Consider the following 16,569-nt stretch of genomic DNA (forward strand, 5'->3'; position numbering starts at 1 on the left):
AACTTTTCCCCCCTTCGTCCGCTCTGCAACCAGAGGGAGGCCGTTCTGGACCAAGCACTTGACTATGCGCAGCTCGAGCAGGGCGCGCGCTATCTCGCATCGCTGACGCACGACGACGCGGAGCGCCGAGAACATCTCGGCTGGGCCAACCGCTATAATCGGCTCAAGATCGACGCGAGCGAAGGCTCCGGCACCGCGCGCGCTTAGCGCTGACGCACCCTTTCTCGAGCGTCGATTAAACGGCGCCGTCGAGGTCGTTTCCAGCAAGTCCATAATTGGATTCTCCACAGAGCGGCGGCTCGCCAGCAGCGGTCGAGACGCGCCGGTCCGTCGCGTTCTGCGCCTCCTCCTGCTTTGCCGCTCGACCCGCACCGTCCAGCTTCCCCCCCGCGTAACAGATGGTGCGCGCTGTCAGTGCCGCCGGTGCCGGCATAGCAATGCTCGCTTGCGCCTTTGGTAAGTTCAAAGTTTCGCGGCACGAGGTGACCGCGAAGCACCCGCTGCTCGGGCCCCGAAATGCCGGTCCGGCGCGGTTTTCGGCGGGGGCGGGGCGGCGCCTACCGCGGCGCCACGGGCATCATAGATACCAATTTGATAACCTTTTTCTGCGATGGCCAATCCGGAATTAAACATGATGTGGTCCGCACTCCTTCCCAAAGCCTTGAAACCCCGCAGCAATCGCGGGCGTATCCTGCTGTGGTCGTGCCTCGCGGGACTGATCTTCGGCACGATTCAAGCTGGTGTGCCGCTCGAGGAGAAGCTGCGCGACGTTCGCAACGAGGCGCGGCGGCATCCGGTTAGCGGTGACATCACCTTGGTCGCGATCGATGATCGCAGCCTCAACGAGCTTGGAAACTTTCCGTGGCCCAGGAGCCACCAGGCGGCTTTGGCGGACAAGCTGGATCGCATGGGGGCCAAAAGGGTGTTCTTCAACATCCTCTTCACCTCGAGCACTGATCCCAAGAACGATCGCGAATTCGCTCGCAGCATAGAACGTCTCGGCGGGAGGGCAGTCCTCGCGTTGCAATTTGATGATGATGCAGTGACGAAAAAGCGTGTCGAGAGCTACCCGCTGTCCGAACTTGCTGATCATGCAACTCTTGCACACACCAATTTCCGCTTCGACGCGATGGGTGCGGTTCGACGCCTTCCCTTCGCGCTTGATTTTCAGAAGGGGACATTCCCCTCCTTCGCCTCCGTGCTGGGCCGGAGCGAGCAACGATCTCAGAATTTCCTTGTCGACCATGCGCTGGACCCTTCGTCGATACCGACGGTGAGCGCGGTCGATGTGCTCAAAGGCAGGGCTCCACGCAGCCGGATCGAAGGCAAGGATATTGTCATCGGCACGACCTACGGAGCGCGAGGCGCGAGCTATGTGGCCCCGGGGCACGGCGTCATGTCGAGCGTCTATCTGCATATCCTCGGCGCCGAGACGCTCAAGGAGGGGCCGCCCGTCGAGTGGCCGTGGCTGATCGCCTTCATCCCGGCGCTCGCGATCATCACAGTCTGTGGGTTCGTGCGGCGCAAGCTCTTCTCGGTCGCGCTGCTTGGTGGCGGAATCGCAGGCGCACTTGTCCTACCGTTTTTCCTCGAGCGGCATTTGATTTTCGCCGAAGTCGTGCCGTCGCTGTTCCTGATGAGCGCCGTGGCCGCCTGCTTGAGCTGGTCGACCCTGCGTCGCATGTACCGCGCGCGCGGCACGACGAATGCCGTTTCCGGGCTCCCAAACCTCAATGCGCTGCATCAGCAGAAGGTGGAACACAAGCGGGCGCTGGTGGCTGCGCGGGTCCACAATTATGCGGCCATCGCCGCCGCGCTTCCGGCCGGGAGCGAGAAGGCGTTCATCGACCAGATCGCCAAGCGGCTGATGGTCGGCGCTTCGGATGCAATTCTCTACCAAGGCGATGAAGGCATCTTCATGTGGTTCGCCGATGCCGGACCAACGCCGACCGGCGAACATCTCGACGCTCTGCACACTTTGTTCCGGAGCCCAGTGATCGTCCACGACAAGCAATATGATCTGACGATCACCTTCGGATTCGAGGCGGAGGCGGAGCGCTCGATCCCCAATCGGCTGGCGAGCGCGCTGCTCGCCGCCGACCAGGCACTGAGCCAGGGGCTGAAGTGGAAGGAGCATGACCATAGCATCCACGAGGATACGGCCTGGAAATTGTCGCTCCTCAGCCAGCTGGACGCGGCGGTCGACGGTGGCGACCTGTGGGTCGCCTACCAACCCAAGCTCGACCTCACGACCGGCAAGGTCGCCAGCGCCGAAGCGCTTGCGCGCTGGACTCATCCCGAGAAGGGGGCGATCAGTCCGCTCGAGTTCATCCTCGCGGCCGAGCAGAACAACCGGATCGAGAAGCTCACCTATTTCGTGCTCGAACATGCCGTTCGCGTTGCGGCCGCGATCAATGCGCAAGGCATGGATTTCAGCATCTCGGTCAATCTGTCGGCGCGGCTGATCGAGGATCAAGGGCTGGTCGCGAAAGTGACCGAAACGCTCGCCAAGCATGGGCTCAAGCCTCAGCATCTGACGCTCGAAGTCACCGAGACTGCGGCACTGAGCAGCAGCCTCCCGAACATGCAGACGTTGCAGCAACTGCGCGATCTTGGCGTCCAGATTTCGGTCGACGATTATGGCACCGGCCTCTCGACTCTCGATTATCTGCAGAGAATTCCTGCGACCGAGATCAAGATCGACCGAAGCTTCGTGATGGCGATGCGCGAAAATCATGGCGCCCGCGTGATGGTCAATTCGACCATCCAGCTCGCCCATTCGCTGGGCCAGAAGGTCGTTGCCGAAGGGGTCGAGGATCAGGAGACGCTCGACGACCTCACCAACATGCATTGCGACCTGGCGCAAGGCTATCACATCGGCCGGCCGGTCCCGTTCAAGGCGTTGAGCAAGCAATTACTTGGGCAGAGGAGCCGCGCCGCATAGCCGCACCAATCTGGATTAGTTAACGACTTGTTATCCTTAATCGTTACGGTTAAGATCCCCTTACCACAGCGCGATTCGCCGCGCGTGTCGGAAGAAGGGGAATTTGAATGAGCAAGAAAATTGCCACACGCTGGGATCCGACCGTGGGCTGGGGTAAGGGCGCCGACCGCGGCTGAACCCGCCCAAGAATTTAAAGAGCCCCGGTCTCGGCCGGGGCTTTTTTATTGCCTTGGGAAGATTGGAAAAATCGAAAAACATGGCGACTTCAACTCGGCTGATCGTAGCCCGCTTTTGATCGTTTCTTGGCCGCACCGAAGCTGAGCACGGCCTCGTCGCCGGCCGGGTAAGACGACCCGAACGACTCCCCGCTGATTGCTTTTCGCGCGCCTGTCGATCATGCCGAATCGGCAACGATAAGGCGCGGTGAACGGTCCACCGAACGCGCGACCGGATGGAGAAGAGGCTTCCGTGCCGCGCCTGTGCGCGACTGCCATCGATGGCCGAGCAGGGGAAATATGACGACAGCGCGAAAGCCGTTCTGGAGAAGCCTGTACGTCCAGGTGTTGATCGGCATCGCGCTCGGCATCCTCGTCGGCTGGCTTTGGCCCGACGCGGGACGTGCGCTGAAGCCGCTCGGCGACGGCTTCATCAAGCTCGTCAAGATGATCATCACCCCGATCATCTTCCTGACGGTCGTCACCGGTATCGCCGGAATGGTCGACCTGCGGGAATTCGGACGGGTCGGCACCAAGGCACTGGCCTATTTCCTGACCTTCTCCACGCTCGCGCTGGCGATCGGGCTCGCGGTCGGCAATCTCGTGCAGCCGGGGAGAGGCCTCAATGTCGATCCCGCAACGCTCGATCAGGGCGCGGTCGCTTCCTATGTCGGCAAGGCGCACGATCAGAGCGTCACCGGCTTCGTGCTCGGCATCATTCCCGACACCTTGATCAGCGCCTTCACGTCGAACGAGATCTTGCAGGTGCTGTTCGTGGCGATCCTGTTCGGGATCGCGCTCGCGCATCTCGGCGAAAAGGGCGAGCGGCTGGTAGGCAGCCTGCGAACCCTGACCGCGGTCGTGTTCCGCATCGTCCACATGCTGATGTACGCTGCGCCGATCGGCGCGTTCGGCGCGATGGCGTTCACGATCGGCGAATATGGGATCGGCGCGCTGGCCAACCTCGCCGGCCTCGTGCTCACCTTCTACGCGACCGCATTGCTGTTCGTGATCGTGGTGCTCGGCGTCGTCGCGCGCCTGGCCGGTTTCTCGCTGCTGGCGCTGGTGCGCTATCTCAAGGACGAGCTGCTGCTGGTGCTCGGCACATCGAGCTCGGAAAGCGCGATGCCGTTGCTGATGGAGAAGCTCGAGCGCGCCGGTGTTCCCAAGCCGGTGGTCGGGCTGGTCGTGCCGACCGGCTATTCGTTCAACCTCGACGGCACATGCATCTACATGTCGCTGGCGGCGCTGTTCATTGCGCAGGCGACGAACACGCCGCTCTCTGCCGGCGATCAATTGCTGCTGATGGCGGTGGCGATCCTGAGCTCCAAGGGGGCGGCCGGCGTCACCGGATCGGGGTTCATCGTGCTTGCGGCAACCCTGTCGGTGGTTCCGGCGGTGCCGGTGGCCGGCATGGCGCTGATCCTCGGCGTCGACCGGTTCATGAGCGAATGCCGTTCGCTGACCAATTTCATCGGCAACGCGGTCGCGACAATCGTCGTCGCGCGCTGGGAAGGCGCGATCAATGTCGGCCGGCTCAACCGGGTCCTGGCCGGTGGAGCGGGCGAGCTGACGGAGGAGGAAAGCGATGCGCTTCAGATCGAAGGCAAGATCGAAGCGCTGTCCTGATTGCAATGTGAAAAAAGCTCCCGCCGGGGTAACCGGCGGGAGCATCCGCATGAGTTTGCGAAAAACCTCCGGGAGGGGAGGGGTTAGAAGTCGACCTGGGCGCGGAGCGCGACGCTGTTGCTGTTGTACTTGCGCTGATCGACGGGCGCGGTCGAAGTCGGCTCGACAATCGCTGCCGAGGGGCCGCCCTTCACCTTGGTATGCGCGAACTGAAGCAGGAAGCGGACATAGTCTTCCGGGATCCAGATCAGGCTCGCGAGATACCCGGTCTGGGTGCCGCCGCGGCTGAGGCTGTTCGAAGCCGCCGCCACGCCAGTCGTGAAGTTGTTGGTGAAGCCTTGTTGGAGATCCTCGGTCATCAGATCGAGGTAATCGTAGCGGGCGTTGACCTGCAATGCGCCCCAGCCGCCCTTGCTGAACGGCTTGAGCACCTTGGTGCGGTCCCACGCGCCGTTCTTATAGCCACGGGTCTCGCCGGTCAGGAAATAGCCCGCCTCGGCATACCAGCTGAAGAAAGTCGGATCGTCCGACGGGACGAGCGCCGTGTTCGCGGTCGAGAAGGCATCGAGTCCGGTCTGGATGTCGCCACGCGAATAGGCATTGACCTTCGCCCACTGCGCTTCGCCGACGACGTGCAGCGAGTTGAACACCCCGCCGAGCTCGAAGCCGTAGATGTCGTCGCTCTTGGCGGCAAACGCGCCAGTGTCGACGAAGCGAACGTCGGTGGTCTGCAGGAACGGGCGCGCGCGATAGCGAGCGAGCTGGTTGGTCGAGGGAGCGCCGACGGAGCTCGAAGCCGTGCCGGCATTGTTCGATTGAAACTCGCGGTGCTGGAAGTTCGCGCCGAGGTGGATCATGCCGCCCATGAACTGGGGCGAATAGGTGGCGCGTGCCGCACCGATCCAGCCTTCGTTGTCGAACGAGCCATCGATCGAGTGGGCGGCGAAGATGCCGGCGTTGAAGCGAGCGATATTCGCCTTGTCGACCAGTCCCACCGACAGACCGATGCGGCGCGTGTGGCCGAAGGCATCGTTCATCTGCGCGCGCTCGAGGAAGCTGATGAAGCGCGAGCTGGTGATCTGCTCGAGGCTTTCGAACGTCTCGTGATTGCCGATGGCGATCGACCATGGCTTGCCGGAAGGTGCGTAGGTAAGGATCGCGTCGCCGAACCCAACGTTCGAGTTCGCGAAATCCATCTCGAACTTGTAGCCGAAGCCGCCGGGGACGGTGCCTTCGGCACCAAGGCGGATACGCCGGACGCGGCTGTTGAAGCCGAGGTTCCGAGTCACGATCGCGTCATCGGGATTCTCGATATAGCCAACGTCATATTGGATGCGGCCACGCGGCTTGAACGACCAGCCGGCCTCCTTGTCCTCATATTGAGGAGCGCCTTTCCAGCTCGGGGTGGCTTTGCCCATCGCCGATTTGAGCTCGTTGAGCTGCTCTTGCATCGCCTCGACCTGGGCTTCGAGGAAGGCGGCCTTGGCGGCGAGCTCCTCGTTGGTGGCCGGGGCTTCGGGCGCGACCTGCACCTCGGCGTCAGCGCCGTCGGGCGCCTGCGCAAATGCGCTGCCGGAGAAAGTGAGTGCGCTGGTCGCAAGCAGCGCGACAAAAAGCATGTTCCGTTTCATTTGAAATTTTCCCCCGAAATCGGATGTTCTGATTGGCTCGCCGCCCCGCTTAGCGATGCGGGGCGACGGCGTTGTGACGGTTTGATTGCGTTTTCATGACAAGGGCACCGGGGGTGCCCATGAGGTTATTTCAGGCTGGCAAGGGCAACCGGTGAGAGGCTGCGGGCGGCCTTCGCATAATTGGCCCGAACGGCATCGGGCGAGGCGATCAGGCCGCGGCGCGCGAGGTAGCCATTGCGGCCCCAGGTCGACTCGCGGGTGAATTCCGCAACGAACTGGCGAATGCCGGGGATGGCCGCGACATGCGCATTCTTCACATAGATGAACAAAGGACGAGCGCCCGGGTAGCTGAAGCTGGCGATGTTGTCGTAAGTCGGAGCGACACCATTGATCGTCGCGCCTTGCAACGTTCCGGCATTCTCCTCGAGATACGAATAGCCGAACAGGCCGTAGGAGCCGGGCGAGGCGGCGAGCTTGCGGACGATGAGATTGTCGTTCTCGCCGGCTTCGACGAAGGCGCCGTCCTCGCGGATGCCGGTACAGATCTTCTTGAACTTGGCCTCATCGCTCTTCTTGAGCGCAGCCATCGACGGGTTCTTCTCGCACGGGGCGGTCATCAGCAGCTCGGTGATCGCGTCACGCGTGCCGGATGTGGGCGGCGGACCGAGAACGCGGATCGCAATGTTGGGAAGCTTGGCGTTGACGTCGCGCCAGGTCTTCGCGCGATTGGGCTTGCCGAACGGGGTTGCCGCAATCGCCATGTAGATGTCGCGCGTCGTGAGGTTGAGCGCCGGCGAATTCTTGGCGCCGGCAAGCACGATGCCGTCGAGGCCGACCTGGATTTCGGTGATCTTGGTGACGCCGTTCTGGGCGCAGAGTTTCGCCTCGGACGCTTTCATCCGACGCGAGGCATTCTCGATGTCGGGAAAGCGCTGACCTACGCCGCCGCAGAAAAGCTTCATGCCGGCGCCGGTTCCGGTCGATTCGATGATCGGTGCGGGAATGCCCGGATTGGCTCGCGCGAACCGCTCCGCAACCGCAGTCGAGAAGGGATAGACGGTGGACGAGCCGACAATGTGAATGCTGCGTCGTGACGCAGCCCAGACCGGTGTAGCCGCAACGGCTGCTAAGCTGATGGCGGCAACGGCCGTCCTGATTTTCATTGGAATTTCCCTTCGCTTCGGCCGCCGCATTGGCGGCAGCTCCGCTGCGAGAGCTAATCCGATTCGGTGACAAGCGAGCGAAGGTAGGAAGTCGGAACGATGACAGTGCCGTCACATTACTGTCATGAAGAGCGGTCCAGGCTTGGCTGCGCGCGCCAAAAAATCCCGCTTAACCGATTTCTTCGGAATCGAGGGCATAGCCCGCCGAGCGGACCGTGCGGATGATATCGCGGCGGCCACCATCGTTGAGCGCCTTGCGCAGCCGGCGGACATGGACGTCGACGGTGCGAAGCTCGATGTCGCTGTCGTGGCCCCAGACGCTGTCGAGTAACCGCTCGCGCGAAAAGACACGGTTCGGATGCTCGAGGAAGTGACGCAGCAGCCTGAATTCGGTCGGTCCGAGCGCAACCGCCTTGCCCGAGCGCCTGACCTTGTGCGCGACGACGTCCATCTCGAGATCCGAATAGTTCAGCACCTCGCCGGCGAGCGCGGGCCGAACCCGGCGAAGCACGGCGCCGACCCGTGCGATCAGCTCGCGCGGGCTGAACGGCTTGGTCAGATAATCGTCGGCGCCGGTCTCGAGCCCGCGGATCCGATCGAGCTCCTCGCCGCGCGCAGTGAGCATGATGATCGGGACGTTGGCGGTAGCAGTGCTCCGGCGCAACCGGCGGCAGACCTCGATCCCTGAAATGCCCTCGATCATCCAGTCGAGAATGACGATATCCGGCACATTTTCCTGAGCCAGAAGCAAGGCTTCCTCACCATCGGCCGTCGAGCGCACGTCGAATTGCTCGCGTTCGAAATGCCACACGAGAAGGTCGGCAAGGACCTTGTCGTCCTCGACGAGGAGCATCTTGGCGTTGCTCATTTCGGTGTGCTCATTCCCGTGTGCTCATTGCCGGGCTCATGGCGTTGCCGAGGGGTCTTGCCCGCGCGGCCGGTCCATCAGCCGCTCGCCGGTCGCGGTAAAATAGACCATTTCCGCAATATTGGTCGCATGATCGCCGACCCGCTCGATGTTCTTCGCGACGAACAGGAGGTGTGCGGAACGGCTGATGTTTTGCGGATCCTCCATCATGAAGGTGACGAGGGCGCGAAAGATGCTGTTGTAAAAATCGTCGACGGCCTGATCGCGCTCGCAGACCGCCTGCGCCTTCTCGGCATTGCGCTCGACAAAGGCGTCGAGGACGTCGTGCACCATCTCGGTCGCGATTCGCGCCATTTCGGGGAGCAGCGCAAGCGGCTCGATCTTACCCGCGCCGTCGACCTGCGGAACCCGCTTGGCGATATTCTTGGCATAGTCGCCAATCCGCTCGACCAGGCCGACGATCTTGAGCGCCGCCACGGCTTCGCGAAGATCGTCGGCCATGGGCGCGCGCAACGCGATCAGCTGCACGACCTTGCGCTCGGCCTCCGCCTCCATCACATCGAGCTTGCGGTCATTCTCGACGACGCGAAGCGCGCCTTCGACGTCGCGCTGCATCAGGCAGCGCATCGATTCGCGGATCGCGTGCTCGGCGAGCCCGCCCATCTGGCAGATGAGCGCGCGGAGTTCCGCCAGATCTTCGTCGAAAGCCTTGAGGGTGTGTCCGCCAATCGTGGCCATGTGCTGATCCTTAACCGTAACGTCCGGTGATATAGTCCTGAGTGCGGGGCACCTGCGGCCGCGTGAAGATGTCGGACGTCTCGCCATATTCCACCAGCTCGCCGAGGTGGAAGAAGGCGGTGCGCTGCGACACGCGCGCGGCCTGCTGCATGTTATGAGTGACGATCACGATCGCGTAGCGACCGCGAAGCTCGTGGATCAACTCCTCGATCCGCGCGGTGGCGATCGGATCGAGCGCCGACGCAGGCTCGTCCATCAGGATGACCTCGGGATCGACAGCGATTGCGCGGGCAATGCAGAGCCTTTGCTGCTGCCCGCCCGAAAGCGCGGTGCCGCTCTCGTTCAGCCGATCCTTCGCCTCTTCCCACAGTCCGGCGCGCTGCAGCGAGCGTTCGACGATCTCGTCGAGCGCGGTCTTGTCGCGCGCGAGCCCGTGGATGCGAGGGCCGTAAGCGACATTCTCGTAGATCGACTTGGGAAAGGGATTGGGCTTCTGGAAGACCATGCCGACACGCGCGCGCAATTGCACGACGTCCATCGACGAGGAATAGATGTCCTCGCCGTCAAGCTCGATGCGGCCTTCGACGCGTGCGCCGGGGATCGTGTCGTTCATGCGGTTGAGCGTCCGCAGGAAGGTCGATTTGCCGCACCCTGAGGGCCCGATGAAGGCGGTTACGAACTCGGTCGGAATATCGAGCGAAACGTTGTCTACCGCCTTCTTGTCCCCGTAATAAACGTTGACGCCGCGGACGCGGAACTTGACGTCCTCGAGGCCGCCGCACGGCGCCGCGCCATCAATCGCCATAATCTCTTTTGCGGTCATGATTTTCACCAGCGTTGCTCGAACTTGTTGCGGAGATAGATAGCGAGTCCGTTCATCGCCATTAGGAAAGCGAGAAGCACGAGGATCGCTGCGGAAGTCTTCTCGACGAAGCCGCGGTTGACCTCATCGGACCAAAGGAAAATCTGAACCGGAAGCACGGTGGCGGGCTCGTTGATTCCTCCGGGTGGCGTGGCGATGAACGCGCGCATGCCGATCATCAGCAGCGGCGCAGTCTCGCCAAGCGCGCGCGCCATGCCGATGATCGTGCCGGTGAGGATGCCGGGCAGCGCGAGCGGCAGGACATGGTGGAATACCATTTGGACCTGGCTCGCGCCGACGCCCAGCGCGGCTTCGCGCACCGATGGCGGCACCGCCGTCAGCGCGTTGCGGGCGGCGATGACGATCACCGGCATCGTCATCAATGCCAGGGTCAAGCCTCCGACGATCGGCGCCGAGCGCGGCATGTGCATGAAGTTGAGGAAGACGGCGAGGCCGAGCAGGCCGAAGATGATCGACGGCACTGCCGCGAGATTGTTGATCGAAACCTCGATGATCGTCGTCCACCGGTTCCTCGGCGCATATTCCTCGAGATAGACCGCGGAGAGCACCCCGATCGGAAAGGCGATCACGATCGTCACCAGCATGGTCAGCAGTGACCCTTTGAACGCGCCCCAGATGCCGACGACGGTGGGATCGGTCGCATCGGACGAGGTCAGGAAGCGCAGATTGAAGCCGCGCTGCAGCGCGCCGGCGGACTTGAGCCGCTGAGCGGCCTGCTTCAGCTCAGGAGGACCCTCGCCATCGGCGGCGGCATCGAGCGCCGATGAGATCGGCAACCAGAACGTGGCATTGCGTCCCAGCAACGACGGCTCCTCGGCGATCGCCTCCCGGACACGCAGCCAGGCGGCCTCAGATATAAGCGTCGGACCGAGTGGTCCGTATTGGGCTTGCGCTGCCGCCGCCACAGCGCCCTCGATGTCTGCCCCGGCGAGCGCGGTTTCGGCGTCCGGACCCTGCAGCGTGGCAGGATCGAGAAAGAGATCGGAACGCGGAAAATCGACGTCGATCCTGACCCGCGTTTCCATGAAACCGCCGAGGCCGTTCACCGCCATCGTGATCAGCAGGAACAGCAGGAAGCCGATACTGAGCACGATCGCGGCAAGGCCGATCCGCCTGAAACGGCGCTCGCTCGCGTAGCGGCGGCGCAGACGTTCCTGCATCGCCTTGCCGGACCATTGGGTGGCTGCTCTATTCATAAGCTTCCCGATATCTGCGCACGACCTGGAGCGCGATGACGTTGAGCAGGAACGTGATCGCGAACAAGGTAAGGCCCAATGCAAAAGCGGCGAGCGTCTTCGGGCTGTCGAATTCCTGGTCGCCGGTGAGAAGCCCGACAATCTGCGCGGTCACCGTGGTGACGCTGGCGAATGGATTGGCGGTAAGGTTGGCGGCGAGCCCGGCCGCCATCACGACGATCATCGTCTCGCCGATCGCTCGGCTGACGGCGAGCAGCACGCCGCCGACGATGCCCGGCAGCGCGGCGGGCACAAGCACCCGGCGGATCGTTTCAGACGGTGTGGCGCCGACCGCCAGCGAGCCGTCGCGCATCGCCTGGGGCACGGCGGCAAGCGAATCGTCGGCCATCGAGGAGACGAACGGGATGATCATCACGCCCATCACGAGGCCGGCGGCGAGCGCCGATTCCGACGAGGATGGGATGCCGAGCGATACGCCGAAGTCCCGCACCGCAGGCGCAACCGTAAGCGCGGCGAAATAACCGTAGACCACAGTCGGAATCCCGGCGAGGATCTCGAGCATCGGCTTGAGCCACTGCCGAGCCCGGCGATGCGCATATTGGGTGAGATAGATGGCGCTCATCAGCCCAAGCGGCACCGCGACGATCATCGCGATGATCGCGCCGATGAAGATCGTTCCCCAAAAGAGCGGAATGGCGCCGAACGCGCCCGACGATCCGGCCTGGTCGGCGCGGATTGCGGTTTGCGGACTCCATTGCAGCCCGAACAGGAACTCGGCCGGCGAGACATGGGAGAAGAAGCGCAACGTCTCGAAAAGGAGGGACAGCACGATGCCGGCCGTCGTCAAAATCGCGATCAGCGAGGCAATCAGCAGAACCGCCATCACCAACCGCTCGACCTTGGTTCGCGCGCGCAAATCCGGGCGGATACGCAGGAAGGCGAAGGCGCCGCCGGCGAAGGCGACGATCAAAGCGAGGATCGAGCCGAGCATCGCGTAGCGGCTGATGGCCGCTTCGAACGCCGGAGCGACGCGGTTCGACAGCGGGTTGAACGCCCCGTCCAGCTCGCCGGTCGCAAGCGCACGCGCCTCCTCGATCACCGCATTTCGCCCCATCGGGTCGGTGGGCAGCGCCGCAGCCGCAGGGCTTTGCAGCACCGCTTCCGTGACGAGCATTGGTGAAACCATTTGCCAGATGACGAAAACCGCCAACGCCGGTAGGACCGCCCAAAGCGCGACGTACCAGCCATGGAACGACGGTACCGAGTGCGGCCTCAAGGCGATCGTCGGCGCTGGGGCGAAGGCCGCAGCGCGGGCGCGGGCGCTGACCCAGCCGACGACGCCGAGAGCCAGGATCACCGCGAAAAGAAGAAGAGGGGACATAAGCTGAAGCCTTTTCCGGCTTGCGCCTATTCGAGCCCTTCAGCGGTCATCGGCTTCAGGTCCGTCGCTGTACCGTTGGCAAGGCCAAGCGTCTCCGGTGGCGAGGCAATAAGGCCGCGCCGGGTGAGGTAGCCGTTCGGCGCCCAGCCCTTGGCGAACTCGGCGACATATTCGCGGATGCCCGGGATCGCGGACAGGTGATCGCCCTTCACATAGATGTAGAGCGGCCGCGCGCCGGGATATTCGAAGCTGGCGATGGTTGCGGCGGTCGGGACGACGCCGTCGAGCGGGATACCGCGCACCTTGTCGGCATTCTCCTCGAGGAACGAATAGCCCATGATCCCGATCGAGCCTTCGTTGGCCGAGACTTTCTGGACCAGAAGATTGTCGTTCTCGCCGCCCTCGATGTAAGCGCCGTCTTCACGGACCTTGGTGCAGATGTCCTTGGCCCGGTCTTTGTCGCTTTGCTTGAGCGCCTTCATCGCCGGATCGCTTTCGCAACCCTTTTCCATGATCAGCTCGGCGAAGGCGTCACGTGTACCCGAGGTGGGCGGGGGGCCGTAGACTCGAATCGGAATCGCGGGCAGCGACGCATTGACGTCCTGCCAGGTCTTGGCGGTGTTCGGTATGCCAAACGGATTAGCGGCGAGCGCACGATAAACATCCGCTTGGGTCAGCGAGAATTTCGGCGAGCCGGTCGCCTCGATCAGCGCCAGCCCATCGATGCCGATCGGGAGCTCGATGACCTGGGTTACGCCATTCTTCTGGCAATCCTCATATTCCGACTTCTTGATCCGCCGGGAGGCGTTTTCGATGTCAGGATGCTGCGTCCCGACGCCCGCGCAAAACAATTTCATGCCGCCACCAGTGCCGGTCGATTCGATGATCGGCGCCTTGAAGCGGGGATTGTTGCGGACGAATTGCTCGGCGACCGCAGTCGCAAAAGGATAGACAGTCGAGGAGCCGACGATCCTGATCTGTGAACGAGTTCCGCCCGACTGGCCGCCGCCGTTGCCGTCTTGTCCGCAGCCCGCAAGCGCGAGCGCCGCAAACGCAAGTGCGATCGAAATTCTGTTCAAGTCCAGTCTCCGTGGGAATGGCCGATTCGGCTAGGTTCCGGATAGGGCGCTTGTGGGAAGCTATTGTGACAGTCGTGTTACACTTTTGTGGCAACGGCCAGCGGCAGCAGCACGTGCACGGTCGTGCCGTGGCCGAGGCGGCTTTCGATGCTCAACCGGCCGCGATGCCGTTCGACAATATATTTGACGATCGCAAGGCCAAGCCCGGTCCCGCTTTGCGAACGGCTGCGGCTGGCATCGATCCGATAGAAGCGCTCCGTCAGGCGCGGAATATGCTCGGGCGCGATGCCCTCGCCCTGATCGCTGACGGTGAGCCGCACCATGTTTCGCTCCACGACGGCACGCAGCACGATCTCCCCACCGGCGCGCCCGTAGCGAATCGAATTGCTGATCAGATTGTCGAGAAGCTGGAGTAGCTGGCTGCGATCGCCGGCGATCGCCGGAAGCTGCTGCGGCACCTCGAGGTGGACGTCGCAGGATCGCACCGCTGCCGAATTGCGGCAGTTCTGGATCGCCTCCTCGATCAGCGGCGGGAGCTCGATTGCCTCGGGCAGCGGGCTGAAGCGCTCCGCCTCGATGCGCGAGAGCGAGATCAGATCCTCCACCAGGCGCTGCATGCGGCGCGCCTCGTCGTGGATAATGCCGGTGAAGCGCTCGCGCGTCGAAGAGTCGATGTCATCTCCCTGCTCGCGCAACGTCTCGGCATAGCCGACCAGGGTCGCCAGCGGCGTGCGCAGCTCGTGGCTGGCATTGGCGACGAAATCGACCCGCATCTGCTCGGCAGCGTAGGATTCGCTGCGGTCGGTGAGCCGGACGAGCTTCGCCCCGTCGTCCAGCCCGCGCACGTTCATCATCCAGCGCCGCTCGGCAGAACCTATGCCGGCAAGCTCGACCTCGTCTATGCTGCCGTTCGAGCCCAGCAGGCGTTCGACCGCAGCCGGATGGCGGATCGCGAGTCGGACATCCTGGCCGTCGATCCACTCGCCCAATATCTGGCGGGCAGCCCGGTTGCTGATCATGATGACCCCGTTCGCGACGATCAGGCTCGGTTCGGGCAACGCGTCGAGCAAGCCGCGGAGGCTGGCAACGGCGCTGTCGAGAGGTTGGTCGGTCACGCGTGCAAACTAGGCGCCCCCCACGTGCGATCAAGCCCGTGTCGAATGCGACGCGCGCGCGTGCCTAATGACATGCACGACGTGCAGGACCGCGACCACGGCGCCGCCCACGAGGAGCCCGACAACGCCCGATCCCGCCGCAATCACCAGCCACTCGACCGCCCCAGCGCCAAATGGTGCGGCGTGCGCGGCCGTTTCGGCGCCGTGGTGAAGCGCGCCCGGCAACGCAGTCAGCCCGAAATGATCGAGGCCGTGCACGATGATGCCGCCGCCGACCCAGAGCATCGCCGCGGTGCCGATGATGGAAAGCGCCTCCATCACGACTGGCATGCCGCGCACGAGCAGCCTGCCGATCGCACGCGCGCCGGCTGCGCGCCGCTTGGCCAAATGGAGGCCAACGTCATCCATTTTGACGATCATCGCGACGACGCCATAGACGGCCCCGGTTATGACGATGCCCACCACCGCGAGTACGATGGCGCGGGTCAGGAGCGGGCTGTCCGCAACGTCGGCGAGCGCGATCGCCATGATCTCGGCGGAAAGAATGAAGTCGGTGCGGATCGCGCCGGACACTTTCTCGAGCTCGATGGCGGCGGGATCGTCGGTGTGCGGGACGAGATCCTCGTCGACCTCATGACCGATCAGCGCTTCGACGAGCTTTTCGGTCGCCTCGAAGCAGAGATAGGCACCGCCCATCATCAGCAACGGAGTCACCGCCCAGGGCGCAAGCGCGCTGAGCGCGAGCGCAGCGGGCAGGAGGAACAGCAATTTGTTTTTGAGCGAGCCGCGCGCAATCTTGGCGATGATCGGCAGCTCGCGGTCGGGCGTGAAGCCCGTCACGTAGCGCGGCGTCACCGCAGTGTCGTCGATGACGACGCCGGCGGCCTTAGTGCCGGCGCGCCCGGCGGCGCCGGTGACGTCATCGAGGGACGCAGCGGCGAGCTTGGTGATGCCGGCCACGTCGTCGAGCAGAGCTACAAGTCCAGAGGGCATTGAACCTCACAAGTTGGCAAGAGACTGGTTCGGGTGATAACGAGGGAAGGGCGACAGCGATGCACGCGCGGACGGATCGTGCGGGCGATTGGATCGTTACGGTTGCGTTCGCTCTAAGTAACAGGCGTTATGTACGAGTCACGCATTCCCCCCATTGCCGGTGCCGATCAGCTGACGCCGGGGCGCAATTGCTGGCGCATCGAGCGAGCCGACCAGGCAGCCGTAATCGTCGATGCCGCCGATTATTTCGCAGCGGCACGCGCGGCGATGCTGACCGCGCAGAAACGAATCATGCTGATCGGCTGGGATTTCGACGCGCGCATCCGCTTCGGCGACGAAGGCGAGGGGCAGCCGGTGCCGATCGGAAAATTCATCCAGTGGCTGGTCAAGCGGCGTCCGGGCCTGGAAGTCTATCTGCTGCGCTGGGACCTGGGGCTGGTGAAGACGATGTTCCGCGGTTCAACCCCGCTGACCTTGCTGCGCTGGAAGCTCCACAAACGCATCCATTTCAGCCTCGACGGCGCGCATCCGACCGGCGCCTCGCATCATCAGAAGATCGTCGTGATCGACGATTGCCTCGCCTTCTGCGGCGGCATCGACATGACGCGAAGCCGTTGGGACACACGCGCGCACCGCGACGACGATCCGCAGCGGATCGACCCCAACGGCAAGCCCTATGGCCCGTGGCACGATGCGACGACGGCGCTGACGGGGCCGGCCGCAGCCGCACTCGG

General features: G+C 63.5%; 12 protein-coding genes and 1 pseudogene. 3 read left to right on the forward strand and 10 right to left on the reverse strand.

Annotation, left to right across the window (positions count from 1 at the left end; all coding sequences use genetic code 11):
* The first annotated feature begins 634 nt into the window (after positions 1-634).
* Positions 635-2,944: an EAL domain-containing protein gene (locus V6M48_RS07440; protein WP_332811899.1), complete on the forward strand. Its 2,310-nt coding sequence runs from the start codon at positions 635-637 to the stop codon at positions 2,942-2,944.
* Positions 2,945-3,459: 515 nt separating this feature from the next.
* Positions 3,460-4,788 carry a dicarboxylate/amino acid:cation symporter gene (locus tag V6M48_RS07445; RefSeq protein WP_332811900.1) on the forward strand — a complete coding sequence of 443 codons (1,329 nt, stop codon included), beginning with the start codon at positions 3,460-3,462 and terminating at the stop codon, positions 4,786-4,788.
* An 83-nt stretch (positions 4,789-4,871) separates the two neighbouring features.
* On the opposite strand, the gene V6M48_RS07450 is transcribed toward V6M48_RS07445, so the two are convergent.
* From V6M48_RS07450 to V6M48_RS07495, 10 genes are all read right to left on the reverse strand, one after another.
* Positions 4,872-6,407 (reverse strand): OprO/OprP family phosphate-selective porin, encoded by a 1,536-nt coding sequence (locus tag V6M48_RS07450; protein WP_332811901.1) that lies wholly within the window; start codon positions 6,405-6,407, stop codon positions 4,872-4,874.
* 137 nt (positions 6,408-6,544) lie between these two features.
* Positions 6,545-7,582, reverse strand: a complete 1,038-nt coding sequence (locus V6M48_RS07455; protein ID WP_332811902.1) for a substrate-binding domain-containing protein — start codon at positions 7,580-7,582, stop codon at positions 6,545-6,547.
* Positions 7,583-7,751: 169 nt separating this feature from the next.
* Entirely contained in the window at positions 7,752-8,450 is a 699-nt protein-coding gene (phoB, locus tag V6M48_RS07460) for a phosphate regulon transcriptional regulator PhoB (RefSeq protein ID WP_332811903.1), read from the reverse strand.
* Between the two features lie 36 nt (positions 8,451-8,486).
* Positions 8,487-9,188 (reverse strand): phosphate signaling complex protein PhoU, encoded by a 702-nt coding sequence (phoU, locus tag V6M48_RS07465; RefSeq protein ID WP_332811904.1) that lies wholly within the window; start codon positions 9,186-9,188, stop codon positions 8,487-8,489.
* A gap of 10 nt (positions 9,189-9,198) precedes the next feature.
* Positions 9,199-9,993 carry a phosphate ABC transporter ATP-binding protein PstB gene (pstB, locus tag V6M48_RS07470; RefSeq protein ID WP_332811905.1) on the reverse strand — a complete coding sequence of 265 codons (795 nt, stop codon included), beginning with the start codon at positions 9,991-9,993 and terminating at the stop codon, positions 9,199-9,201.
* Positions 9,994-10,016: 23 nt separating this feature from the next.
* Positions 10,017-11,267: a phosphate ABC transporter permease PstA gene (gene pstA / locus V6M48_RS07475; RefSeq protein ID WP_332811906.1), complete on the reverse strand. Its 1,251-nt coding sequence runs from the start codon at positions 11,265-11,267 to the stop codon at positions 10,017-10,019.
* The gene (gene pstC / locus V6M48_RS07480; protein WP_332811907.1) at positions 11,260-12,648 is read right to left on the reverse strand and encodes a phosphate ABC transporter permease subunit PstC; all 1,389 of its coding nucleotides are present in this window, start codon (positions 12,646-12,648) and stop codon (positions 11,260-11,262) included. The genes pstA and pstC overlap by 8 nt, the downstream gene beginning before the upstream one ends.
* 26 nt (positions 12,649-12,674) lie before the next feature.
* Positions 12,675-13,727: a substrate-binding domain-containing protein gene (locus V6M48_RS07485; RefSeq protein ID WP_332811908.1), complete on the reverse strand. Its 1,053-nt coding sequence runs from the start codon at positions 13,725-13,727 to the stop codon at positions 12,675-12,677.
* A gap of 77 nt (positions 13,728-13,804) precedes the next feature.
* A complete protein-coding gene (locus V6M48_RS07490; protein WP_332811909.1) occupies positions 13,805-14,842 on the reverse strand; it encodes a sensor histidine kinase in 1,038 nt (345 codons plus the stop codon).
* A gap of 30 nt (positions 14,843-14,872) precedes the next feature.
* Complete coding sequence (locus V6M48_RS07495) at positions 14,873-15,835, reverse strand: DUF808 domain-containing protein (RefSeq protein ID WP_332811910.1); 963 nt, start codon at positions 15,833-15,835, stop codon at positions 14,873-14,875.
* Positions 15,836-15,964: 129 nt separating this feature from the next.
* On the opposite strand from V6M48_RS07495, the pseudogene V6M48_RS07500 reads away from it, so the two are divergent.
* Positions 15,965-16,569: pseudogene (locus V6M48_RS07500) on the forward strand (phospholipase D-like domain-containing protein); the annotation flags it as partial.

It is taken from the genome of Sphingomonas sp. (assembly GCF_036677245.1).
GTDB lineage: Bacteria > Pseudomonadota > Alphaproteobacteria > Sphingomonadales > Sphingomonadaceae > Allosphingosinicella.

Bases quoted from the DNA above. Each gene is read 5' to 3' on its own strand.
- V6M48_RS07440 (WP_332811899.1), top strand. From the start codon at position 635: ATGTGGTCCGCACTCCTTCCCAAAGCCTTGAAACCCCGCAGCAATCGC.
- V6M48_RS07445 (WP_332811900.1), top strand. From the start codon at position 3,460: ATGACGACAGCGCGAAAGCCGTTCTGGAGAAGCCTGTACGTCCAGGTG.
- V6M48_RS07450 (WP_332811901.1), bottom strand. From the start codon at position 6,407: ATGCTTTTTGTCGCGCTGCTTGCGACCAGCGCACTCACTTTCTCCGGC.
- V6M48_RS07455 (WP_332811902.1), bottom strand. From the start codon at position 7,582: ATGAAAATCAGGACGGCCGTTGCCGCCATCAGCTTAGCAGCCGTTGCG.
- phoB (WP_332811903.1), bottom strand. From the start codon at position 8,450: ATGAGCAACGCCAAGATGCTCCTCGTCGAGGACGACAAGGTCCTTGCC.
- phoU (WP_332811904.1), bottom strand. From the start codon at position 9,188: ATGGCCACGATTGGCGGACACACCCTCAAGGCTTTCGACGAAGATCTG.
- pstB (WP_332811905.1), bottom strand. From the start codon at position 9,993: ATGGCGATTGATGGCGCGGCGCCGTGCGGCGGCCTCGAGGACGTCAAG.
- pstA (WP_332811906.1), bottom strand. From the start codon at position 11,267: ATGAATAGAGCAGCCACCCAATGGTCCGGCAAGGCGATGCAGGAACGT.
- pstC (WP_332811907.1), bottom strand. From the start codon at position 12,648: ATGTCCCCTCTTCTTCTTTTCGCGGTGATCCTGGCTCTCGGCGTCGTC.
- V6M48_RS07495 (WP_332811910.1), bottom strand. From the start codon at position 15,835: ATGCCCTCTGGACTTGTAGCTCTGCTCGACGACGTGGCCGGCATCACC.